Here is a 21,605-nt window from a genome sequence, read left to right on the forward strand (position 1 = left end):
TCTGGCACACCTGCACGCCGGCATCTCCTGGGGCTTGAGGCAAGCGTTCTCCAGGAATATCCGCGGGTCCAAGTACCCGGGGTCCGTCGGGTGTTCTTTGTCGGCGCCCTCCCCTACTTTGCATCCGCGAACGGGTATCACATGCAACGGGGTGGGAAAGAGTCTTTTGTCCGCCCCTGCGGCTACACTGGATTAATCGAACATATATTCGAATAAAGGTGTGTTGTGGGCGTTTTTGTCGGTCCCCGCGTGATAGACGCGGGCATGTCGTTGCTGTCGGTGCTGATCTCCCCGGTCCCCGTCGCTGCCGGGTATCCGTCGCCCGCGCAGGACTACTTTGATGGCCGGATCGACCTGAACGAGCACCTCATCAAGGACATCACCAGCACCTACGTCGTAAGGGTATCCGGGGACTCGATGGAAGGTGCCGGGATCAGCGACGGCGATGAACTGATCGTCAACCGTGCCCTGGAACCCAAAGACGGGTCCGTCGTCGTCGCAGTCCTGGACGGCGAGCTCACCATCAAGCGGCTGCGGGTCACGGCCGCCGGCGTCGTGCTGCAGGCGGAGAATCCGGCGTACCCGGACATCCGGGTCCCGTCGGTCGCGGACCTGGTGATCTGGGGCGTCGCGACCAGGTGCCTGCACCATGTCTGAGACCCGCAATGCCTGAGGAAAACAATGTCTAAGCCCGCCACGATGCGGCAGATGCCGCAGATCGCGCACGTGGACGTGAACTGCTTCTACGCCTCGGCCGAACGTGCATTCGACCCGTCCCTGGAAGGCCGGCCCGTCGTCGTCCTGTCCAACAACGACGGCTGTGCCGTCACCCGGTCCCCGGAAGCCAAAGCCCTCGGTATCCCGCTGGGTGAACCTTGGTTCAAAATCGCCCCGCGGGCCAAGGAGTGGGGACTTGTTGCCCTCTCCAGCAATTACGAACTCTACGGCGACATCAGCGCACGGGTGATGGAACTGCTCGGCAGGTACTCGGCGTGGCTGGAGGTCTGCAGCATTGACGAGGCCTTCCTCGGCGTCAAAGGCTCCGCGGAGGATCTGCTGGCCCTGGGCCGGATCATGAAGGCCGCCGTGCGCCGCAACGTCGGTGTGCCGGTCTGCGTGGGGATCGCCGGAACCAAGACGCTGGCGAAACTGGCCAACAAATGGGCCAAGCACAACCCGGTTTTCGACGGCGTCTGCCACTGGGACTCCATGCCCGCCGCCGTCCGGGACTCCCTGATGCAGCGCCTGCCCGTGATCGAGATCTGGGGAGTCGCCACCCGGCTGACCAAACGGCTCAATGGCCTCGGCATCCATTCCGTCCTGGACCTGTCCCGCGCCGATCCCGTCATGATCCGGGACCGCTTCTCCGTGGTCATGATGCGCACCGTCCTGGAACTGCAGGGCACCGCCTGCATTCCGATGGAGGAGGAGCGGATCGGCCGGGACCAGCTCATCTTCTCCCGCTCCTTCGCCACCCCCATCACCACCGCGGCCGGCATGCGGCAGGTCCTGAGCGTCTACGGCCAGCAGGCTTCGACGCGGCTGGCCAAACACGGCCTCCAGGCGAAACTCCTCACCGCCTTCGCCGGCACGTCACACTTCAACCCCAAGGACATCTCCTACCCCTCGGTGTGCGTGCCGCTGCCGATGCCCACCGCTGATCCTGTCCTGCTCACCCGGGCCGCCCACGCGCTCCTGCCCCGTATCTGCGAGGGCATCAGGTACGCCAGGGCCGGGATCATGGTCACCGACCTGCGGCCCACCGGCAACCAGTCACCGCTGGCCCTGTTCGAAAACCCGCACGAGGAACGCCGCGTCGGAACCCTCCTTGAGGACGTGACCCGGCGCTACGGCCGCGGTTCCATCGGCTTGGGCCACGGCGGAATCCGCGGAGGACCGGACTGGAGCATGAAAAGGGACATGCTCTCCCCCCGGTACACCACCCACTGGGACGAACTCCCCCTCGTCAAAGCCGCCTGAACTAAACACACCCGCACCGCCGCACCACGAAGGACAACCCCCATGAGCATCAGCACGGACGCCCCAGCAATGACCCAAAACGTCCAGGTCCGCACCGACCCGACAGGCAAACCCCTCGCCATCCGCCACAACGGACAAATCTGGCTGGTCGATCCCGACACGGAGTCCCAGCATCAGCCCGGAGCGGATGCCTGCAGAACCACCAGACGTGCGGCATCGGTGCGCGGCGGCGAGCTGGACACCATCGAATCCTGGCGGGTCCAGGCCCGCCTCGGGTCAACCTCTGCACTCCGGACCTTCACCCTCCGGCGCGAGCCGCTCTCCAACCAGTGGGGACTGGAAAACATCAGCGACGGCGGCTAGGCAACCGTGCAGCTTAACCGCCAACCCATCAGCGACCAGACGTGGGAAAGGATCCGGACAGAATTCACCATGCCGGCCCTCGCGCACGTGCACCGCCGGCTCTCCGAGCTCATGGAAGACCCCGAACCCGTCATGCGGCAACTCGTCCGCGTCTTCATCGACGACGGCACATTCTGCCCGGGATTCCAGTTCCTCCCCGGCGGGCAACTCCGCCCGCAGGTCCTGGAGCTCTTTCAACGTGCGCTGGAGCTGGAGATCCCGCACAACTACTTCACGGTCTGGATGGTCACTGCGTCCGGCGAACTTGCCGGATCCCGCCCAGTTGACCTCCTGAAAGGGAGTCCCGCTCCCCTACTTCGCGCGCTGGAATCCAGCCGATGGAGGGTGTGATGACGATTGCAAAGCATGCTTATCAACGCTTAAGGTGGCCTTGGGAGGAGACTCGCCAGCGAACGCGGGCCCCGGCACACGCCTCTTGCCGGCTCTCCGACGGCCGGTTCCGCGTCCAGGCGCGGGCCGGCCTGGAGGGGCTGCTCCGAGGATTCGGTACACGCAAATCGTTGCGGGTCGCGACAAACATGCCTATCGTAGTGCCATATAAGTGGCCCGGGGCAACCACTATCGGGGGCGGGCCAATGTCGCCGAGGCGACAATATCGCAGCAGGACCCCCGCCTGAACCCGTAGAGGTCCAGGCGGGGGTCCTGCTCTTTGCCCTCGGCCGTCGATCCGCAGGTCCGGGCGCAGACTCATGGTGGTCCTTGTGGAAGGTGCGCAGATGCGGACTGATCAGGATTGAAGAAGCGATCAGCCAGGCCGCGGCATAATGTCAACAGCACAACCAGTCCCCTCACCGAAGGACCTGTCATGACCTCCATCGAATCAGTCACCCTCGAAGTAGATGACGTCGCGGCCGCCACGGCTTTCTACGCTGCCGCCTTCGGATTGGGCACGCACGTGCGCGTGCGAGCCTCCGATGCCCCGAGCACCGGGTTCCGCTCGTTCACCCTTTCGCTCATCGTGTCGCAGCCGTCCACCGTCAGCAGCCTGGTCGACTCTGCCGTGGGGGCTGGCGCCACGACGCTTAAGCCGGTCCAGAAGTCGTTGTGGGGCACCGGCGGCGTCGTTCAGGCTCCGGACGGCGCGATCTGGAAGGTCGCGACGTCGGCGAAGAAGGACACCGGCCCGGCCACCCGGCAGGTCGACCAGATCGTGCTCCTGATGGGGGCCGCCGACGTAGCCGCGAGCAAACGGTTTTACGTCGAGCACGGCCTCGCCGTCGGGAAGAGCTTCGGCAAGTACGTCGAGTTCGCCATGCCGTCCAGTCCCATCAAACTGGGGCTCTACGGGCGCCGCGCCCTCGCCAAGGACGCCGGCGTCTCCCCCGACGGCACCGGCTCGCACCGACTTGCCATCGGCAGCGACGCCGGCCCGTTCACCGACCCGGACGGGTTCGCCTGGGAGGGCGCCACAGCGTGAGCGGGTGACGGCGTCGACGTCGTTATCCCGCGTCCCGATCTGCTACCGGCTTTCGGTGCGTCCCTTCCGCGCACGGGTGCCTCGTGCAATCGTTGCAGCATGCAGACGGTGTATGAGGCTGCCGGCGGTGCCGGCTTTTTCCTTTCACTGGCCGAGGCATGGCATGCCAGGGTACTGGCGGACGAGGTGGTGGGGCACGCCTTCAGCCATGGGTTCCATCCCGAGCACACACGGCGACTGGCCGCCTATTGGGCGGAGGCGCTGGGCGGCCCGACGACCTATTCGGACTCCTATGGCGACGAGACATCAGTGGTGCGGATGCACAGCGGCAACGGCCCGCACGAGGACATGGACCGCAGGGCGATCGCCTGCTTCGATCAAGCATTGACAGACGTCGGACTCAGCGACGACAGCCCGCTCAGCAGGGCGCTGCACGACTACTTTTCCTGGGCGACCACCACCACGATGTCCCGCTACCACCGCTCCGCGGACGATGTTCCAGACGGTCTTGCCATCCGGCAATGGTCCTGGGACGGGCCCGTCAGCGGCTGAGGCCCGGCGACATCTGAACGCACATGAGGCTGTGCAAGGCCCGCAAGGCCCCGGACCGGACACCGACTCCTGGCTTCGCCGCGCCGGGCCCCTCGAGAGTTAGCCGGATCTTGCTGTGACTTTCCAGTGTTTCGGCTGTGAATCATCCGCCGTTCCTTGCGCGAGTCTGGTTGCCTGCGGCAAGCTGTTGAACATCTGAAGAATTGATCTTCACAGGGGTCCGACTGCGAGGGTGCCGTGGGACCTTGCCGTCGCGAAACCGCCGCTGGGCAGGAGCCCGCAGAACCGGAGGCACGTACCATGAACGGTGCAGCATCCAGCCAGGCCAAGATTCGCGCCATCGTCATTTCCTCGATTATTGCCGTGGTAATTCTGGTAATTGCCCTTATTTTCATTTCCCGGTCATCCGTTACGCCGCCTCCGGGCGCGACGTCGACTCCCGGCACAACATCGGCTCCGGGAGGGTCTGGGGTTTCGGTGAGTAATCCTGCAGTGTCTGGGCGCGCGACGTACCAGAAGATCCCCAATCAGGTCCTGTACGCGCTCGACAGTGCCGGCAAACCGAATATCTCCGGGAACCTGACGAATATCAAGCAGGGCGACGCCGGCGATTGCTATTTCCTGGCAGCGCTAATGACAGTTGCCGCGCAATCGCCCGAAACCATTTTGAATATGGTCCGCGACAATGGCGACGGCACCTACACCATTTCGTTCCACAGCAGGTACGACGGCGTACCCAATCCGGTGACGGTGACGGTCAACGGGGACCTTCCGTTCCGCCGCGGCACTCCTTTCGAGAACGGCATCGAGAACATCGACGGCAAGAACGTCTCGTGGGCCGCAATCATCGAGAAAGGGTGGGCGGCCGCCAACGGCAACCACTATGACGGCATCGATGGAACCGACCTCAGCAACGCCCAGGATCACGATGTGCACAATGCCCTCTACGCCATCACCGGCAAAGAGGGCGTCGACCGCAATCCCGGCGGCCCCATGACAGGAGTGAGCTTTGCGCAGATCGAGCAGGATTTCACGAACGGCCTCATAACGCTCGGGACCTCCAACGACGACGGCAAGCTCGTGTCCGACCATTCCTACGCTTTGCTGGGCGTGAATTCCTCCGACCAGACCGTGGTGGTGGGAGACCCGGAGGGCGGCCAGGAGACGCTGTCGTTCGAGGCCTTCCAGTCCACGAACATCAACCAGTACATCGCGATCCCGACCTATCCCAAAGCCTGACTGCTGAACGACGGCGGTGCTAAACGGCCGGAACGACCGCCAGGCCGGGCCTTTGTCCCCAGCCTGCGCAGCCGCGCAGGGCTCCCGCCACTCAGGCACCGCCGACGATGTCCAGGCTCACCAGCCTGCCGCCGTCGCGGTCCGCGAACAGCCCTACCTGTGAACTGGATTCCGCGGGGAACACCTGGTCCGTGATGGTCGCGAGGCCGTCCTGCGCGAAGACCTCCACCGAGCAGCGGTCCAGGAAGATCCGCAGCCGCAGCCGGCCGTCCTCCAGCGGCACGGGCACGCTTTCCACCGAGGCGAACGATTCGTGGAAGCCCGTGTTGCCGGAAGCGGTCCGGTCCAGCCTGAGCACGCCGGTGCTGCAGTTGTAGGCAAGAACGGTCCGTTCGCCGCCACCTGCCCGGAGCAACAGGCCAACTTCTCCGGCGGCGCCGGGCTCGATTTCGGCGTCGATCCGGAGCACCGCCCCGGAGGCTTCTGGTGGGAGCCAGCGCGTCCCGGCATCAAGGGGCCGGCCGGCCTCGGCGTAGGCGGCGGCCCCGGCGTTTTCAGTGGCCTCGACGTTTTCCAGGGGGTCCAGGGCCGCCTGAATCAGCACCACGCGGCCGCTGCGGGTGGCCAGCCTGACTTCCCGCACCAGGGACATGGCGCCGCGCCAGCCGTTGGTGGGTGTGAGGGCGCCGTACTGCCAGTTGTTCATCCAGCCGACCATGAGCCGGCGCCCGTCCGGGGCGTTGCTGAAGGAGACGGCCGCATAGTAGTCCCGTCCCCAGTCCAGCCAGCCGTACTCGGCCATGCGGCTGTCATCGGGCTGGAGGCCCTCGGTGACCGTGGTCTCCGAAACGAACGCGACGCCGTCGAACGTTCCAAGGAAGTACTGGCCGGCGGAACCGCCGGCGATTCCGCCAGGATTCAGGTTCACCACCAGCACCCACTTGGTGTTTCCAGCATGGCCGTCCACCGGAAGCTCAAACAGGTCCGGGCATTCCCACACTCCCCCGGTGGCGTTCGCCGGGCCGAAGGTGCTCAGGTACTCCCAGGCTTTGAGGTCGGCGGACTTGTAGAGGACTACTTCCCGGTCCATCGCTTCGACGGCCACCATCACCCAGTAGCTGCCGGCCGCGCCGTCGTACCAGAAGACCTTGGGGTCGCGGAAGTCTGCGGAACCGCGGTCCAGCACGGGGTTCCCGGCGTGTTTTGTCCAGGTGGCGCCGTCGTCCGTGCTGTAGGCGAGGGACTGCGCCTGCCGGCCGCCCAGCGGGGATGCGAGCGAATAGGCGCTGGTGTAGATGGCCACGAGCGGGGGGTTGTCCGGCGTGCCGAATCCGCTCGTGTTATCCGTGTCCAGCACGGCCGAACCGGAGAAGATGGCTTCGTGTTCATCGCACGCGATGGCCACGGGCTGTTCGGCCCAGTGCAGCAGGTCCGGGGAGGTGGCATGCCCCCAGGACATGTTGCCCCACCCGTTCCCGAACGGGTTGTGCTGGTAGAAGAGGTGGTAGGTGCCGTTGGCGTAGAGCAGCCCGTTGGGGTCGTTCAGCCAGTTGCGGTCCGCGGTGTAGTGGTGCTGCGGCCGGTACTGGCAGCCGAGCGCGGTGGAGGTTGTCATGGGTGTGCTGTCTGCTTTCACGGTGTGTGCCGGAGCGGTGGGGCCGGAGCGGCGGGTGGTTAGCCCTTGACGCCGCTGGACGCGATGCTGTTGATGAAGGAGCGCTGGAACGCGATGAAGAGGACCACCACGGGAACTGTGATGAGCGACGCGTAGGCCATCACTTCGCCCCAGGAGACGTTGAGCTGGAAGAAGTACTGGATGCCGATCATGACCGGGCGGAGTTCCTCGGACTGGACCACCATGAGCGGCCACAGGTAGGAGTTCCAGGCCGGCAGGAATGTCAGGATCGCGACCGTGGCGGTGGCGGGACCGGCGAGTGGCATGACGACCTGGCGGTAGATCTTGAACCAGCCGGCACCGTCGATCCGGGCGGCTTCGTCCAGTTCCTTGGGGATGGATTCGAAGTACTGGTGGTAGAGGTAGATGGAGAACGCATTGGCGATGAACGGAATGATCTGGACCTGGTAGGTGTCCAGCCAGCCCTTCGAGATTTCCAGGCTGAAGCCGTTGAGTTCGAAATAGGGCAACTGGTTGACCCACCAGACCAGGGGCAGGGCCAGGGTCTGGAACGGCACGATCAGCGTGGCCAGGATAACCGTGAACACCACCCGCTTGCCGCGCACTTCCATGCGGGACAGCGCGAACGCGCAGAGGCTGTTGATGAAGATGCCCAGGATCACCGTGACGGCGGAGATCCCGATGGAGTTGACCAGGAACCGGGCGGCCGGGACCCGGTCGAACACGGCCGCGTAGTTGTCGAAGGAGATGTTGCCCACGGGCAGGAACGCGGCCACGGAGGACATGTCCCCGAAGATCTGGGTGTCCGGCTTGAGCGACGACACCAGCATGAAGACGATCGGGAAGGCGGCGACAGCGGCGAACAGGACCCGCACCAGCATGGTTGCCGCACTGTTGAGTCGAAGTGAATTTTTCACGTCAGTCCTTCTCTCGGGTCAGATAGCGCTGCACAGCTGAAATGAGCAACACGAGGACGAAGAAAACCAGCGAGATCGCGGAGGCGTAGGAGGTTTCCTGCTGTTTGAAGCCGGAGCGGACGGCCTCGTAGATGATGGTGGTGGTGGAGTCCAGCGGGCCGCCCTGGGTCATGACACTGACCTGGTCGAACAGGCCGAGGGCCTGGATGGTGATGGTCACCAGGACCAGGCTGCGGGTGTGTTTCAGGCCCGGCCAGGTGACGTACCGGAACTGGTGCCAGCGGCTGGCGCCGTCCAGCTGGGCCGCCTCATACAGTTCACCGGAGATGCTCTGCAGCCCGGCGAGCCAGATGATCATGTGGAATCCGGCCGCCTGCCAGATGGACAGGGCGATGATGGCAGGCATGGCCGTGGCGGGGTCGTTGAGCCAATCGGCGCCCTGGATGAGGCCGAAGCTGAAGGTGGACAGCAGCTCGTTGATCAGGCCTTCCTTGCGGTACATGAACAGCCACAGCAGGGAGACCACCACCATGGACGTGACCACGGGCAGGAAGTAGATGGTGCGGAAGAAGTTCACGCCGCGGAATTTTTTGTTGATCAGCAGCGCCATGGCCAGGGCCAGGGCCGACTGCACCGGGACCACCACCACGGCGAAGTAGGTGACGTTCAGGAGTGACCGCCAGAAGGTGGGATCCGCGAACAGCCGGGCAAAGTTGTCCGTGCCGACGAACTCCACCGGGCGGGGCGAGATCAGCCGGGCGTTGGTGAAGGCCAGGCCGAAGCCCAGGATGGCCGGCAGGAACACAAAGAGCAGCAACAGTACCGCTGCGGGGGCGATCATGCCCCAGCCGCTGATCTGTTCGCGCAGGAAGCCTGCCCGGCGGCGGCGCGGCGGGGCCGCCAGCGGCCGTGGCGCCGGTGCGGCGGCGGGGCGGGTACGGGTGGGAAGTGGGCTGGTTGTCATGGGATTCTCCGTTGACCTGCAGCACCGGGGGGACGACGACGGCGGAACTCGGCCGCCGTCGTCGTCCTCCGCGGAGGGCTGCTAGTTCTTGTAGCCGCCGTTGGACTTGATGTTGGCGTCGATGGCCTTGACGGCCTTGTCCAGGGCAGCCTGGGGGTCGGCGCCTGCCAGGACGTCCTGGACGGCCTTGCCGTATTCGGTGGCAATGAACGGGTACGCCGGCGTCTCCGGACGCATCACTGCGTACTGGCGGGAGAAGTCCATGAAAATCCGGTTGGTGCCGCCCTTTGCGAACGACGGGACCAAGGCTGCGGCCTCATCCGTGGCCGGGATGGTGCCCGTGGCCTTGGCAACTGCGGCCAGGTTCTCCGGCTTCAGTGAGTAGGAGAGATAGTCCATGGCGGCGTCGGTGTTGGCGCAGCCCTGGGTGACGCCCCACTGCCAGGAGGCGCCGCCGATCTTGGGACCGTTGCCGAGGTCCACAGTGGGCATGACCACCAAGTCGTCGCCGAGTGCGGCGCGGGCTTTGTCCGCGGCCCAGGAGCCGGTGTACAGCACGCCGCTCTTGTTGTTCAGGAAGTCCTGGGTGGAGTCCTTGCCGCTCTTGGTGGCCATGAAGCCCTGGTCGGCCAGTCCCCTGAACCACTTGGCCCATTCCACGGCCTTGTCACCGTTGAGGACACCGTCCGCGCTCTGGAACCCGTCGCGGTTGATGAGGTCGGCGCCGAAGGACTGCAGGAACGGCGAGTAGCCGTAGGGCAGCCATTCGCCGCTGCCGGCGGTCCCCATGTCCAGGGGGTATTCCCACTTGCCCAGGGCCTTGAGCTTGGTCAGCGCGTCCTGGAACTCCTCTTTGGTCCACGGCTTCTCGATTGTTGCAACGCGTACCCCGGCCGCCTTAAGGTCCGAAGCGCGTGCAAGCATGGCCAGTGCAACGTCGTAATAGCCGACGGCGTAGGTTTGGCCCTCCCACTTGGCCACGGTGCTGGGCAGGTTGGCGGAAAGGTCGGTGGAGAGCTTGAGCGGGGTCAGGTACTTGGCCCATGCCCAGTTGGGGACGTTGGGGCCGTCGATATCGACGATGCAGGGAAGTTTGCCGGCAGCGGCCGCAGAGACCACGGAGTCGTTGTAGGACTCCTGCGGAAAGGCCTGCACCTTGATCTTGGCCTTGGCGCCGCTGCTCTTGTTGTAGGAGTCGACGATGCCCTGGATCGAGGCCAGCTCTTCCGGGTTGCCGGCGTTGTGGGTCCACATGGTGATTTCCTTGGTGCCCTCGGACGCGGCCGAGGCACTGCCCTTGCCGCACGCGCCGAGGCTGCCGACGAGGGCGGCCGCCGTTATGCTGGTGGCCAGGATACGGGTGAATCGCTTGTTCATGAGTGAGTCTTTCTGCTTATTTTTATGCGCGGATGATTAGCCCGGGTCCTTGGGGGCGCGGCCGGTGCAACGGCTGCGCCCCCTTTTTTGCAGGGCACGGGATGGGTCTGTGCGGGGAAGCGTTTGGGTGCTGTTTAGTTGGCCGCGGCTGTTGTGCCGGCGGGTTCAGTCCGGGGTTCAGTCCGGCGGCGGGCCGACGGACCCTCGCTCAATGAGCGGGCAGGAAAACATCTCCTGCACGGCGGCCGCCTCGGAGCCTTCGATGTCGTCGAGGAGCCGGGTGACCGCCCAACGCCCCATCTCGTAGTGCGGCAGCGCCACAGTGGTGAGTCCCGGCAAGAGTGCGGCGGCGATCAGCTCCAGGTTGTCCGTGCCGATAACGGACAGGTCCTCGGGAATGCGGAGCCCCAGCGTGGCAGCGCCCTGGTAGGCGCCCATGGCCACGCGGTCGCTGAAACAGAACAGCGCAGTCGGCCGGTCCGGACGCTGCAGCACCTGAAGCGCAGCTTCCCGCCCGCCGGGAGTATCAGCCACGCCAGAGGTCACCAACTCCGGGTTGAACTGGAGGCCGTGGCGGGCCAGCGCGTTTCGGTAGCCCTGCAGCCGTCCGTGCGTTGCCGGGATGTCGTCAACGTTGTTCAACATCCCGATCCTGGTATGGCCGGCCTGGACGAGTGCCTCCACTGCCGTTTCCGCCGCGGCCACCTCGTCCGGGACCACGGAGGAAATGGACTGGTCTGCGGCAACGGCGTCGAGGAGGACCGTGGGCAGCGTGCCCAGTCCTTCCGGAAGGCTGACGCCCTGGTGGTACATCCTCGCGTAGACGATCCCATCAACCTGGTGCTGCTGCAGCGTCCGGATTTCGCGGTTTTCCAGTTCGGGGTCGCGGCCCGAGTTGACCACCATGACCACGTAACCGCGCTCGTAGGCGGCATCCTGGGCACCCCTGATCATGGCCCCGGCGAACGGCGTGGTGGTGATTTCGTCGCTGACGAGGCCGAGGATCTGCGAACGATGGTTGCGCAGTCCGCTGGCGAGCCGGTTGGGCGCGTAGCCAAGGTTCTTGGCAACGGCCCGGACGTGATCGCGGGTTTCCGTTTTGACCCGGGTGCCGCCGGCGGGGTTGAGGGCGTGGGACACCGTGGTCACGGAGACCCCGGCAGCTTTCGCCACGTCCCTAATTCCGACTTTCGTCACCATTGACTTTCCTTTGCAAAACGTTTTGGTACGTTGTGTGGATCACAGTACCCAAACCGTTTTGGCACTGTCAAGGGCAGTGCCAAGGAGGCCCTGGAATCGGCGGGATTGCAGGCTTAACGCAAGAACCCCCTCTGGCGAGGGGGTTCTCAGTGCGCTGGCCGTCCGGTCAGGCAGGAATGCGCTCCGCCAGGCGTGACTGAGCCGCACGGGCGGCCGGCACGCCGTCGCCGTCCTGGCCATACAGCCAGTCGTTGTACTGGAAGTCGTTGTCCTCCCGGCTCTTGAACAGCAGGTTGCGCAGCGTGCGGGCCAGCCCGGAGACGTGCCATGATTCGCCCCAGACGCGGGCGGTGCGCTGGACCCGTGCGGTGCGGCCGGCGCGGAGGCTGTTGAACTCCTTGATGGCCTGGTCCCAGCCTTCCGGGTTGACGCCGTCGGCGGTGAAGACGGTGCCCGTGCTGGCGTCCTGCAGCACCGCTGCGTCCTCGAGGGCCTGGCAGGCGCCTTGGGCGAGGTACTGCAGCATGGGATGAGCGGCGTCGCCCATCAGCACCATGCGGCCGGCGACCCAGTTTTCGATCGGGTCGCGGTCGTACATGGGCCAGCGCATACCGGTGCCCAGGTTCTTCAGCGCCTCCCGGACGGCCGGGACGCAGTCCTTGTACGCGGCCTCAAGCTCGTCCACTCCCCCGTACTGTTCCTCGCCGCGCTCAAAGGAGGCGGACTTGAAGACGGCCACGGTGTTCAGCAGTTCGCCTTTGCGCAGCGGGTACTGCACCAGGTGGCAGTCCGGGCCGAGGTAGACGATGACGTCCTCGAGGTCGGTCGTGGGCGTGTTTTCGGTGATCGGCACGGTGCCGCGGTAGGCCACGTAGGCCGAGGAGACCGGCTGGTCGCTGGCAACGAGAGGGCGCAGGGTGGACTTGAGCCCGTCGGCGCCGATCACGACATCGGCCGAGTAGTCCACGCCGGCCGCCGTGTGGGCCACGCCGCGGCCGTTGACGGTTTCAACACTTTCGACCATGACGTCGTTGACCAGCGTGACGCCCGCCGCCTCACAGCCTTCGAGCAGGACCCGGTGCAGGTCGCTGCGGTGGATCACGACGTAGGGCGCACCGTAGCGTTCCTCGAATTCCCCGCCGAGCGTCTGGCGGGTGAGCTCCTCCCCGGTAACGGCGTCGCGGAAGACGAGGTGTCTGGGCTGGACGCCGATTTCCAGGGCCTTTTCCAGCAGTCCCCAGCGCTTCAGGACGCGGGAGGCGTTGGGGGCCATCTGCAGGCCTGCGCCGACCTCGCCGAATTCGGGCGCCCGCTCCACGAGGGTGACCTCGGCGCCGTTTTCACGCAGCGCGAGGGCTCCGGCCAGTCCGGCCATTCCCCCTCCGATGACGAGGACATCGGTGGACAGGAAACTGGTGGACGGGGCGTGCTCAGACATTGCTTGCTCCTGTTGGTGAGGTGGAGGTTGAGGATTTTGACTTGAGTTTGAGGCCGACGGCGGCCAGCAGGACCGCGGCGATGGCGGCCGCACCGGCGAAGGCCAGGAAATTGGAATTGACGCCCAGACCTGCGGCCAGCAGGAGACCGCCGACCTGGGGTGCGGCGACGGCGCCGATGCGGCCGGTCCCCAGCGCCCAGCCGAGCGCCGTCCCGCGCAGGTGTCCGGGATAGTGGCTCGCAACGGCGGCGATGATGAGGCACTGCGTGCCGTGCGTGCCGACGCCGGCGAGGACCAGCATGAGGTAGACGACGGTGACGGGAGGTCCCGCGACCAGCACCACGAGCGCGCCGGCGGCGACCGCGGCCGCGGCGATGGCCGTCGGAACCGGACCGAACCGGGTTCCGGCCCAGGCCGTAATGACCGAGCCGGCCACCGCCCCCAGGTTCAGGGCCAGGGCGAAGGTCAGCGCCGATCCCAGGTTGTAACCGGCCAGCTGCATGAGGTTCGGCAGCCAGGTTCCCAGCCCGTACCAGGCGAACAGCGTGGCGATTGTCGCCAGGGCGAACAGCAGGCTGACCCCCAGGTAGGGGGCGCGGAGCAGGGAGCCGAAGCCGGACGGCTCGTTGGTCTGTCGCGCCGCCTTGCCTGATGCGTTGCCAGATGCCTTGCCTGTTGCCTTGCTTGGGGCGCTGACCGGGGCCAGCGTCTCCGGGAGGTACTTCAGTCCGAGCGGCACCACGATCAGCAGGGCCAGCACGGCCACGAGGAACATGGATTCCCAGCCGAAGATGGGGATCAGCTGGATGCCGACAAGGGCCGCGATGGATCCGCCGATCGGGACGCCGGACATCATCAAGGTGGCGATCGTAGACCGCCATTTGGTGGGGACCAGTTCGGCCACCAAGGCATTGGCCGAGGGCACCAGGCCCCCGAGCCCGATGCCGGCCAGGAGCCGCAGTCCGCCGAAGACGGCCGCGCTGGGGGCGAAGGCGCAAAGGATGGTGAAAATCGAGAAGACGATGGCACAACCGAGGATGGTGCGGCGGCGTCCCCAGGAGTCGGCCATCCGGCCGGCGAAGATCGCCCCGATCATCATGCCGACGAAGGCCATGGAGCCGATGGTTCCGGCGGTGGCCTTGGTCAGCCCCCAGCCGGTCTCGGAGATTAGGGAGGACTGGACGGTGCCGTAGACAATCAGGTCGTAGCCATCGAAGACCACGAGGAGCCAGCAGACCAGGACGGCGGCGGCCGAGCTTTTGGAGAACCGTGCCGTGGGCCCATCGGCGGTAGTGGGGGTGGGATCCCCCGGCGAGGACCGGTGCGGCACCGCAACGGAGGGTGTGTGATTCATGCCACTACTGTCATGGCCTTCGCAGGTGAACCACAATACAATTCTGATGTGCAGAATAATCCGTCGGCCAGGTCCGCCCGCAAACCCGTCCAGAAGCGGCCGACGTATTCCATCGAGGCGGTGGACAACGCGCTGCAGCTGCTCCAGCTCCTGCGCGACGGCGGCGCCTTGCGGCTCAAGGACGCCGCGGCCGAGCTGGGCGTCGCCCCTTCGACCGCCCACCGGCTCCTGGCGATGCTGGTCTACCGCGGCTTCGCCGTCCAGGACGAAACGCGCCGCTATGTGCCCGGTCCGGCAATGGGCGTGGGGCCGGCCGGGCTGAGCTGGACCCGGCTGCTCCGCTCCATCGCCCATCCCCATATGGAGCTCCTGTCTGCCCGGCTGAACGAGACCGTGAACCTGATGGTTCGGGTGGGGACGAAGGTGCGGTTCCTGGCCACCGTGGAGGGCAGCAATGTGTTGCGGGTGGGTGACCGGCAGGGGACGGTGATGCCCGCAAATAAGACCTCCGGCGGGAAGGCCATGCTGGCCGAACTGGACCCGCCGATGATCGAGCAGCTGTTCCGCAGCCACAACGCGGAGATTGGCGGTGACACCATCCCGGATGATGAATTTCCGGCGTTCCTGCGCGAGCTTGAGTCCATCCGCGGCAATGGTTTCGCGGCCAACTTCGAAGGCACTGAAGAGGGCGTAAGCGCCCTGGGAATGGCCCTGCACAACCGGCACGGAAGCGTCGTTGGCGCGCTCAGCGTCGCCACTCCAGCGACCCGCTTCCGCAGGGTGTTCGACGCCGGACTCGTCCCGGCCCTGCGGGAAACCTGCCGGCAGCTGGAGATCGATATTGCGGCCAACCCGGCCGAAGGGGACTGAGCGCCACAGCAGTTCAGACCGTCGGTTCAGGCACGCAGATGGCTCGCCCCGCGCCAACCCAACTGACTGGCGGCAGGGGCCGTTTTGAGGGCGCATCACGTCCCCTGCTGCCAGTCAGTTGGGGGCAGGAACAGTTCGATAATTCTGCAGGCCAGAATATGCTGGGGATCACACGGGTGAATCTTTAGTGTCGAACTACGCCAAAGAACTGTTCTGACCTATCGAGGAGGCCCACGTGTCCATCAGCGCGGAGAACACGACTCATGAATCAGTGGCCGCGGGGCACACTGCTCCGGAGCCGACACCTGAAGAGGCTGCCCAGCTGGAGGAGCTGTACCGGGATTTTGACCGGGAGAACCTGATCCCCCTCTGGACCGAGATCGCGGACCTCATGCCGATGGTCCCTGCCCCCAAGGCGGTGCCGCACGTCTGGCGGTGGAGCGACCTGTACCCGCTGGCCGCTCGTGCCGGGGATCTGGTTCCGGTCGGCCGCGGCGGCGAACGCCGCGCCATAGCCCTCGCCAACCCGGGCCTGGCCGGGACGCCGTATGCCACCCCCACGCTGTGGGCGGCCATCCAGTACCTCGGCGCCCGCGAGACCGCCCCGGAGCACCGGCACTCCCAGAACGCCTTCCGCTTCGTCGTCGAGGGCGAAGGTGTCTGGACGGTGGTCAACGGGGACCCGGTGCGGATGTCGCGCGGGGATTTCCTGCTGACTCCGGGCTGGAACTTCCACGGCCACCACAACGACACCGATCAGCCGATGGCCTGGATCGACGGCCTGGACATCCCGTTCGTGCACTACGCCGACGCCGGGTTCTTCGAGTTCGGCACCGAGCGCGTCACGGACGAGGCCACCCCGGACATCTCGCGCTCCGAGCGGCTCTGGGCGCACCCGGGCCTGCGCCCGCTCTCAGGACTGGACGACACCACCAGCTCCCCCATCGCGGCCTACCGGTGGGAACACACCGACCGGGCCCTGGCCGAGCAGCTGCTGCTCGAGGACGAGGGTCACCCGGCCACCGTGTCCCAGGGCCACGCCGCCGTCCGCTTCACCAACCCCACCACGGGCGGTGATGTCATGCCGACCATCCGGGCTGAATTCCACCGCCTCCGCGCCGGCGCCTCCACCCAGGCCGTCCGTGAGGTCGGCTCCAGCGTCTGGCAGGTCTTCGAAGGCTCCGGCTCCGTGGTCCTCAACGGCGACACGAGGAACCTGGCCAAGGGCGACCTCTTCGTGGTCCCGTCCTGGCAGGAATGGTCCCTGCAGTCGGACGCTGATTCCCAAGCCTCGTTTGACCTGTTCCGCTTCAGCGATGCCCCCATTTTCGAACGGCTGAACTTCAACCGCACCTACATCGAAGGACGCAACAAGTAATGAGACTCCTCACTCTCCGCATCGGAAACGGCACGACCAAGGCCGTCCGCCAGGACGGCGACACCCTGACCGAAATCGACGGCTTCGCCGACGTCGGCCAGCTGCTCCGCACCGCCGACTGGGAGGCCACAGCGAAGGCCGCCAACGGCGCCACCCACCCGGCCGAAGGCGCGGACCTCGACGCCGTCGTCCCCTCCCCCGGCAAGATCATCTGCGTGGGCCACAACTACCGCAACCACATCAAGGAAATGGGCCGGGAAGTCCCCGAGTTCCCCACCCTCTTCGCGAAATACCAGGAGTCCCTGATCGGCCCCAACGATGACCTGGCCCTGCCGCAGGAATCCGACGCCGTGGACTGGGAGGCCGAGCTCGCCGTCGTCATCGGCAAGAAGGGCCGCCGGATCAGCGAGGCTGACGCCGCGGGCCACATCGCCGGGTACGCCGTGCTGAACGATGTGTCCATGCGCGACTACCAGTTCCGTACCGTCCAGTGGCTGCAGGGCAAGACCTGGGAGAAGTCCACCCCGTTCGGCCCGGCCCTGGTCACCAAGGACGAGTTCAGCGGCGGACTCATGACCTCCGCGGTCGACGGCGACGTCCAGCAGCAGACGCCCACCAACGACGTCGTCTTCACCCCCGAGTATCTGGTCTCCTACATCTCCACGATCATCACGCTGAACCCCGGTGACGTGATCGCCACCGGCACCCCGGGCGGAGTGGGCCACGCCCAGGATCCCAAGCGCTACCTGCAGGAGGGCCAGGTCCTGGTCACCACCATCGAGGGATTGGGCCAGCTGAAGAACCGCGTGGTCAAGGAAGCCTGATGGTTGCCCGCCAGGACCAGACGACGGACCCGGAGCTCCTGCAGGCACTGCTGCAGGCGCGCCGGGGCACGGCGTTCTTCGCCCGCAAGCTCAACGAGCTCTCCGATGCTGAGCTCGACGGCGAATCGCTGCTGCCGGGCTGGACCCGGCGCCATATCACGGCCCACATCGGCTACAACGCGCGGGCCATCGCGCGGCTGGTCGAGTGGGCGGCGACCGGGGTGGAAACCCCGATGTATGCCTCGGCCGAGGTCCGCAACCATGAGATCGATTTCGGCGCCACGCTGAGCCCGATCGCGCTGCGGAACCTCTTCGACCACTCCGCGGTGCATTTAAGCGTCGAGTGGCGGGACCTGCCCGGGCACGCCTGGCATAACACGGTCCGCACCATCCAGGGCCGGGAAGTGCCCGCCACCGAAACGGTCTGGATGCGCAGCCGCGAAGTCTGGATGCACGCCGTCGACCTCGATAATGGCGCCACCTTCGCCGACGTCCCGGTCCCGGTGCTGGAGCGGCTCCTGGCGGACATCACCGGCGCCTGGAAGGCCCGCGGCACCGACGCGGGCCTGGTGGTTAAGGTGGCAGGCTCAGATCTGGTGTGCGGCGACACCACTGCCGCTGACCCAACGGTCATCACCGGGCTCCTGCCCGCCGTCGTCGAGTGGGCCGCCGGCCGCGGCACCAGTGGCGTGCGTGCGAGTGGCCCGACCGCCAACGGCACGGTTCCGGCCGCGCCGAAGTGGATCTAGGCCCTCAGCCCCGATTCCGCAGGCGGCGCGACCTAGCCCATTCCCGGCATGGTCGCGCCGCTTGTGTGTCAAATATCCGGTGGAGTTCCAAGCCAACGAACCCGAGACGACCCGGACTGTGGCCCACAAGACTATGGCCCGCTCGTCGTCACCACCTAGGACGCAGCCGATCCCGTCCGGTGCCCCCGCCGCACCTTTCGGCAGCAGCCTCCGCGGTACCCGAAATAGTTGACGGGGAATACGCAACACTTCATGATAGTTGAAGCTTCAATAAACCGTCCGGTGTTTACTTCAACCAGGAGCTTTCATGCCCATCCCCCAGACGCCCTTAGTCGTGGGCGACCCTTTCCTCAGCGCCTCACCTGTGGTGGCGACCTCCGGATCAACCGATCCGTCGGCGCCGCTGGTGGTGCTCCTGCATGGCCGCGGCTCAAGTGAGCGCGACATCATTGGCTTGGCTGACCAGCTGCCGCCGAGTGCCGCCTACGCCGCAGTGCGGGCCCCGATTGCCGAGGGCGGCGGCTACGCGTGGTTTGCCAACCGTGGCATCGGCCGCCCGGTTGCCGGGTCGCTGGCCGCCACCATGTCTTGGTTCCGAACTTGGCTCGACACCGTTGCCCCTGACGGACGGCCCGTGGTGCTCGTCGGCTTCAGCGGGGGCGCAGCATTTGCTGGCGGGCTCATACTTGCAGATCCGCGGCGTTTTGATGGAGCGGCCATTCTGTACGGCACTTTGCCCTTCGACGCCGGCGTCCCCGTCACCCCGGCCCGATTGTCCGGCCTTCCGGTCTTCGTGGCCCAGGGCGACCAGGACAGGATTATTCCGTCAGAGCTGCTGGAGCGCACGTGGCAGTACCTGCTCACGGATTCTGCAGCCCCTGCCTATGCGCGCCGCGACCCCGGGGGGCACCACATCAGCGCTCAGACGCTCGGTGAACTCGCGGGCTGGATCCACGAGCGCTTGTCCTTCCTTGCCCGTCCAGGGGCAAACGACCGCGCTGCTGACAGTGCTCACTGGCCGGCGCTGCCCGGCGGCCGCCTGCCCGTCCGGGCCGGCCAGCGTCCCGCGGTATCGTGGACCATCCCGCAGGAACAGCTCAATGACAATGCGCCTTTGGACCTGCAGGAGAGATTGTTCTCCCGCATCCGCTCGCTCGCCGGCGTCGCAACCTCACAGTCGGCGATCTCTGTCCCGGGTGCGCGCGGCCTCAAGGTGCAGCCCGGGCCCGAGGCTCCCGTCGATGCGTTCCTGGTGCCCTCAGTTGGGGAGTTTGCACACCAGCACCCGCCCTACGACGGCTCGCTCCACCTGGCCCTGCCGCCAGAACTGGTCGCGGACGCAGTCGCCAAGGGCTGGGCGGCGGCACACCCGCTGGCCGGCATCCGGCTGGCCCGGGGCATGGTCATGGTCTACGGGCCGCGTGACGAAAGCGAACTGGACGTGGTCGCGGCCGTGGTGGCCACCAGCCACGCCTACGCCACCGGGGTCAGCGCCGAAAGGTTCTGACGCTCAAGCGCCCCGGCCGTCATCCCGGCCCGGATGATCACGCGCCCCGGCCTTGTTCGTGACCCCGCATGTTCCGTTTCGTGTTGCTGCGCGCCCGAGCGCGCGCCGCGGCCCGGCTTAGCCGCGCCTGGATCAAGAAAAGCCGGGGCACCGCGAAGTACACGGCAGTGGGAACCACGACAAGGGTGAGCACGAAGGCGCGAAGGACCGGAGGCCACCCCGGCGCCAGTGCTGCCAGCACGCTCATACCGATGGCGGCCAGCGGAAAGATCGCCAGCCACGTCATGGCGGCCCTGACATGGACGGACGCGACGCCGACGGCTCGATGATGATGTGCGTCCGTTTCATCGGCGGCAAGCGCTTTGCCTTCGTGTTCCACTCAATCTCCAAACGTCTGGTTGGAGATTGATGCTACTGAGCGGCGACGCACAAAAGCAAACGAACGGTTGGAGATAGGATGGGGCCATGGCCTGGGACACAAACGCGACGCGGGAGAAGATCCTCGAGGCCGCCATTGCCGAGTTTTCAGAGCGAGGCTTCTCCGGTGCACGCATCCACCAGATTTCGAAAAGTTCGGGCTGCAATCGCGAACGGATCTACTTCTACTTCGGCGGCAAGGCCCAACTCTTCGAAGCGGCCCTCACCCGGCAACTCGCCTCCGCCCTGGACGACCTTCCGGTCGTCGGCTCAGGACCTGCTGCGATCGCCAACTTCGCGGGACGGTACTTTGATTTCTCCAGGAGCTCCCAGGGTCTCGCGCGGCTCACGTTTTGGGAGGGGCTTGAACTGGGCCACCCGGTCGGCGCCGAAACCCGAGCCCTCCGCTCAGCGCAGAAAGTGGCCGAGATCCGGCGTGCGCTCCCCACGGTGAGCGAGCGGGCAGCGGAAGACCTGCTGCTCACAATCGTCACACTCTGCCACGCCTGGGCATCGAGCCCGAACGTCCACCTCGTGATCACCGGAACAGCGGACGAGGAACGCAGGCGCGCGTCCATCCTGCGGACCAGTGAGCTGCTCGCCCGTGACGCTGCTGAGGTGCAGTAGACAAAGAAACGCCCCCCGCCTAAGGGACTCTTCTTTGGCTGAGCCCGCCCGGACGGGGCGACTGCCTAGTGGGACCGGACCGGCTACGTGACGGCCGGCTCAGCCTTCAGCGCACAGCAGGTGGTACCAGTTGTCGGCGAGCACCTCGAGGGCGTGTTCCCGGTTTGGTTCAAACTTACGGCGCGTCCAGAGCGTGGCCACGTAGTCAAGCGAGGTGAAGGCGAGGGTTCCGCGGATGTGGCGCGTCTCCTCCGGGAAGCGCCCCGCCAGCTTCATCCCGCGGACCAGGTCGGAAATGACCTCCTCATGCCATCCCTCGACCATGGCGCGCACCTCACGGTCGACGGCGGCCGCCTCGTCGAGCACGTCGAGGTAGGGACGGAAAACCGGCCAGAGCGCCGCCCGTGACTCCAGCCAGGCCAGGATGCCCGGCAGCTCGCCGGCGCGCACCACGTCAACGAGGTCGGCCGCGGTGGAGCCGCTCCCCGGGGCATCGGCACGGTCCAGCACCGCGTTGACACGCGCCATGAAGTCCCTCATCAGATCAGCACGGGAGGGATAGTACGCGTAGAAGGTCGCCCGGGTGGTGCCGGCCGCCGCGGCGATCTCGTCGATGGTGGTCGGGGCGTAACCCTTCTCCGTAAAGAGCTCAAGCGCGCGCTCGACAATCATGTCGCGGGTGAGTTTCTTCTGGGCTTCTCGCAACGACGACATAGATCAATCCTAGCGGTGGCGT

The 21,605-nt window shown here is 66.2% G+C and carries 22 protein-coding genes; 13 read left to right on the forward strand and 9 right to left on the reverse strand.

Features of this window, described 5'->3' with window-relative positions:
• Nucleotides 1-225: 225 nt before the first annotated feature.
• The 7 genes from ACFVTM_RS06095 (at nucleotide 226) to ACFVTM_RS06125 (ending at nucleotide 5,611) form a co-directional block, all read left to right on the forward strand.
• A complete protein-coding gene (locus ACFVTM_RS06095) occupies nucleotides 226-657 on the forward strand; it encodes a LexA family protein (protein WP_390202486.1) in 432 nt (143 codons plus the stop codon).
• Between the two features lie 24 nt (nucleotides 658-681).
• Entirely contained in the window at nucleotides 682-1,980 is a 1,299-nt protein-coding gene (locus ACFVTM_RS06100; protein WP_390202487.1) for a Y-family DNA polymerase, read from the forward strand.
• A 42-nt stretch (nucleotides 1,981-2,022) separates the two neighbouring features.
• Nucleotides 2,023-2,343 (forward strand): hypothetical protein, encoded by a 321-nt coding sequence (locus ACFVTM_RS06105; protein WP_390202488.1) that lies wholly within the window; start codon nucleotides 2,023-2,025, stop codon nucleotides 2,341-2,343.
• 69 nt (nucleotides 2,344-2,412) lie between these two features.
• The gene (locus ACFVTM_RS06110; RefSeq protein WP_390202489.1) at nucleotides 2,413-2,733 is read left to right on the forward strand and encodes a hypothetical protein; all 321 of its coding nucleotides are present in this window, start codon (nucleotides 2,413-2,415) and stop codon (nucleotides 2,731-2,733) included.
• A 475-nt stretch (nucleotides 2,734-3,208) separates the two neighbouring features.
• A complete protein-coding gene (locus ACFVTM_RS06115; RefSeq protein WP_390202490.1) occupies nucleotides 3,209-3,820 on the forward strand; it encodes a glyoxalase in 612 nt (203 codons plus the stop codon).
• Nucleotides 3,821-3,919: 99 nt separating this feature from the next.
• Nucleotides 3,920-4,372 (forward strand): group II truncated hemoglobin, encoded by a 453-nt coding sequence (locus ACFVTM_RS06120; RefSeq protein ID WP_390202491.1) that lies wholly within the window; start codon nucleotides 3,920-3,922, stop codon nucleotides 4,370-4,372.
• A 300-nt stretch (nucleotides 4,373-4,672) separates the two neighbouring features.
• Nucleotides 4,673-5,611 (forward strand): C2 family cysteine protease, encoded by a 939-nt coding sequence (locus tag ACFVTM_RS06125; RefSeq protein WP_390202493.1) that lies wholly within the window; start codon nucleotides 4,673-4,675, stop codon nucleotides 5,609-5,611.
• Between the two features lie 91 nt (nucleotides 5,612-5,702).
• Here ACFVTM_RS06125 and ACFVTM_RS06130 read toward each other — a convergent pair whose 3' ends face one another.
• From ACFVTM_RS06130 to ACFVTM_RS06160, 7 genes are all read right to left on the reverse strand, one after another.
• Nucleotides 5,703-7,226 (reverse strand): glycoside hydrolase family 32 protein, encoded by a 1,524-nt coding sequence (locus ACFVTM_RS06130; RefSeq protein ID WP_390202495.1) that lies wholly within the window; start codon nucleotides 7,224-7,226, stop codon nucleotides 5,703-5,705.
• Nucleotides 7,227-7,285: 59 nt separating this feature from the next.
• On the reverse strand, nucleotides 7,286-8,164 hold the full coding sequence (locus ACFVTM_RS06135) for a carbohydrate ABC transporter permease (RefSeq protein WP_390202497.1): 879 nt from the start codon (nucleotides 8,162-8,164) through the stop codon (nucleotides 7,286-7,288).
• A gap of 1 nt (nucleotide 8,165) precedes the next feature.
• Nucleotides 8,166-9,128 (reverse strand): carbohydrate ABC transporter permease, encoded by a 963-nt coding sequence (locus ACFVTM_RS06140; RefSeq protein WP_390202498.1) that lies wholly within the window; start codon nucleotides 9,126-9,128, stop codon nucleotides 8,166-8,168.
• An 81-nt stretch (nucleotides 9,129-9,209) separates the two neighbouring features.
• Nucleotides 9,210-10,505, reverse strand: coding sequence for an extracellular solute-binding protein (locus tag ACFVTM_RS06145; protein ID WP_390202499.1), 1,296 nt, complete (start codon nucleotides 10,503-10,505; stop codon nucleotides 9,210-9,212).
• Between the two features lie 177 nt (nucleotides 10,506-10,682).
• The gene (locus ACFVTM_RS06150) at nucleotides 10,683-11,705 is read right to left on the reverse strand and encodes a LacI family DNA-binding transcriptional regulator (RefSeq protein WP_390202501.1); all 1,023 of its coding nucleotides are present in this window, start codon (nucleotides 11,703-11,705) and stop codon (nucleotides 10,683-10,685) included.
• Nucleotides 11,706-11,871: 166 nt separating this feature from the next.
• Complete coding sequence (locus ACFVTM_RS06155; RefSeq protein WP_390202502.1) at nucleotides 11,872-13,143, reverse strand: FAD-dependent oxidoreductase; 1,272 nt, start codon at nucleotides 13,141-13,143, stop codon at nucleotides 11,872-11,874.
• A complete protein-coding gene (locus ACFVTM_RS06160) occupies nucleotides 13,136-14,497 on the reverse strand; it encodes an MFS transporter (protein ID WP_390202503.1) in 1,362 nt (453 codons plus the stop codon). The genes ACFVTM_RS06155 and ACFVTM_RS06160 overlap by 8 nt, the downstream gene beginning before the upstream one ends.
• 48 nt (nucleotides 14,498-14,545) lie before the next feature.
• Here ACFVTM_RS06160 and ACFVTM_RS06165 point away from each other — a divergent pair, with 48 nt between their 5' ends.
• The 5 genes from ACFVTM_RS06165 to ACFVTM_RS06185 all read left to right on the forward strand — a co-directional run bounded on the left by ACFVTM_RS06165 (nucleotide 14,546) and on the right by ACFVTM_RS06185 (nucleotide 19,825).
• Nucleotides 14,546-15,367: an IclR family transcriptional regulator gene (locus tag ACFVTM_RS06165; RefSeq protein WP_390202504.1), complete on the forward strand. Its 822-nt coding sequence runs from the start codon at nucleotides 14,546-14,548 to the stop codon at nucleotides 15,365-15,367.
• 235 nt (nucleotides 15,368-15,602) lie between these two features.
• The gene (locus tag ACFVTM_RS06170; RefSeq protein WP_390202506.1) at nucleotides 15,603-16,745 is read left to right on the forward strand and encodes a cupin domain-containing protein; all 1,143 of its coding nucleotides are present in this window, start codon (nucleotides 15,603-15,605) and stop codon (nucleotides 16,743-16,745) included.
• Nucleotides 16,745-17,569 (forward strand): fumarylacetoacetate hydrolase family protein, encoded by an 825-nt coding sequence (locus ACFVTM_RS06175; protein WP_390202507.1) that lies wholly within the window; start codon nucleotides 16,745-16,747, stop codon nucleotides 17,567-17,569. The genes ACFVTM_RS06170 and ACFVTM_RS06175 overlap by 1 nt, the downstream gene beginning before the upstream one ends.
• Nucleotides 17,569-18,318 (forward strand): maleylpyruvate isomerase family mycothiol-dependent enzyme, encoded by a 750-nt coding sequence (locus tag ACFVTM_RS06180; RefSeq protein ID WP_390202508.1) that lies wholly within the window; start codon nucleotides 17,569-17,571, stop codon nucleotides 18,316-18,318. Before ACFVTM_RS06175 ends, ACFVTM_RS06180 begins: the two co-directional genes overlap by 1 nt.
• Nucleotides 18,319-18,625: 307 nt before the next feature.
• Nucleotides 18,626-19,825: a phospholipase gene (locus tag ACFVTM_RS06185; protein ID WP_390202509.1), complete on the forward strand. Its 1,200-nt coding sequence runs from the start codon at nucleotides 18,626-18,628 to the stop codon at nucleotides 19,823-19,825.
• Nucleotides 19,826-19,862: 37 nt separating this feature from the next.
• On the opposite strand, the gene ACFVTM_RS06190 is transcribed toward ACFVTM_RS06185, so the two are convergent.
• Nucleotides 19,863-20,204, reverse strand: coding sequence for a hypothetical protein (locus ACFVTM_RS06190; RefSeq protein ID WP_390202510.1), 342 nt, complete (start codon nucleotides 20,202-20,204; stop codon nucleotides 19,863-19,865).
• 86 nt (nucleotides 20,205-20,290) lie between these two features.
• On the opposite strand from ACFVTM_RS06190, the gene ACFVTM_RS06195 reads away from it, so the two are divergent.
• Entirely contained in the window at nucleotides 20,291-20,869 is a 579-nt protein-coding gene (locus ACFVTM_RS06195) for a TetR/AcrR family transcriptional regulator (RefSeq protein WP_390202511.1), read from the forward strand.
• A gap of 99 nt (nucleotides 20,870-20,968) precedes the next feature.
• On the opposite strand, the gene ACFVTM_RS06200 is transcribed toward ACFVTM_RS06195, so the two are convergent.
• The gene (locus ACFVTM_RS06200; protein ID WP_390202512.1) at nucleotides 20,969-21,583 is read right to left on the reverse strand and encodes a TetR/AcrR family transcriptional regulator; all 615 of its coding nucleotides are present in this window, start codon (nucleotides 21,581-21,583) and stop codon (nucleotides 20,969-20,971) included.
• Nucleotides 21,584-21,605 lie beyond the last annotated feature (22 nt).

Origin of the sequence: Arthrobacter sp. NPDC058130 (assembly GCF_042884475.1) — a bacterium.
GTDB lineage: Bacteria > Actinomycetota > Actinomycetes > Actinomycetales > Micrococcaceae > Arthrobacter.

Bases quoted from the DNA above. Each gene is read 5' to 3' on its own strand.
- ACFVTM_RS06100 (WP_390202487.1), top strand. From the start codon at position 682: ATGTCTAAGCCCGCCACGATGCGGCAGATGCCGCAGATCGCGCACGTG.
- ACFVTM_RS06105 (WP_390202488.1), top strand. From the start codon at position 2,023: ATGAGCATCAGCACGGACGCCCCAGCAATGACCCAAAACGTCCAGGTC.
- ACFVTM_RS06110 (WP_390202489.1), top strand. From the start codon at position 2,413: ATGCCGGCCCTCGCGCACGTGCACCGCCGGCTCTCCGAGCTCATGGAA.
- ACFVTM_RS06115 (WP_390202490.1), top strand. From the start codon at position 3,209: ATGACCTCCATCGAATCAGTCACCCTCGAAGTAGATGACGTCGCGGCC.
- ACFVTM_RS06120 (WP_390202491.1), top strand. From the start codon at position 3,920: ATGCAGACGGTGTATGAGGCTGCCGGCGGTGCCGGCTTTTTCCTTTCA.
- ACFVTM_RS06125 (WP_390202493.1), top strand. From the start codon at position 4,673: ATGAACGGTGCAGCATCCAGCCAGGCCAAGATTCGCGCCATCGTCATT.
- ACFVTM_RS06130 (WP_390202495.1), bottom strand. From the start codon at position 7,226: ATGACAACCTCCACCGCGCTCGGCTGCCAGTACCGGCCGCAGCACCAC.
- ACFVTM_RS06140 (WP_390202498.1), bottom strand. From the start codon at position 9,128: ATGACAACCAGCCCACTTCCCACCCGTACCCGCCCCGCCGCCGCACCG.
- ACFVTM_RS06145 (WP_390202499.1), bottom strand. From the start codon at position 10,505: ATGAACAAGCGATTCACCCGTATCCTGGCCACCAGCATAACGGCGGCC.
- ACFVTM_RS06150 (WP_390202501.1), bottom strand. From the start codon at position 11,705: ATGGTGACGAAAGTCGGAATTAGGGACGTGGCGAAAGCTGCCGGGGTC.
- ACFVTM_RS06155 (WP_390202502.1), bottom strand. From the start codon at position 13,143: ATGTCTGAGCACGCCCCGTCCACCAGTTTCCTGTCCACCGATGTCCTC.
- ACFVTM_RS06160 (WP_390202503.1), bottom strand. From the start codon at position 14,497: ATGAATCACACACCCTCCGTTGCGGTGCCGCACCGGTCCTCGCCGGGG.
- ACFVTM_RS06175 (WP_390202507.1), top strand. From the start codon at position 16,745: ATGAGACTCCTCACTCTCCGCATCGGAAACGGCACGACCAAGGCCGTC.
- ACFVTM_RS06180 (WP_390202508.1), top strand. From the start codon at position 17,569: ATGGTTGCCCGCCAGGACCAGACGACGGACCCGGAGCTCCTGCAGGCA.
- ACFVTM_RS06185 (WP_390202509.1), top strand. From the start codon at position 18,626: ATGCCCATCCCCCAGACGCCCTTAGTCGTGGGCGACCCTTTCCTCAGC.
- ACFVTM_RS06195 (WP_390202511.1), top strand. From the start codon at position 20,291: ATGGCCTGGGACACAAACGCGACGCGGGAGAAGATCCTCGAGGCCGCC.
- ACFVTM_RS06200 (WP_390202512.1), bottom strand. From the start codon at position 21,583: ATGTCGTCGTTGCGAGAAGCCCAGAAGAAACTCACCCGCGACATGATT.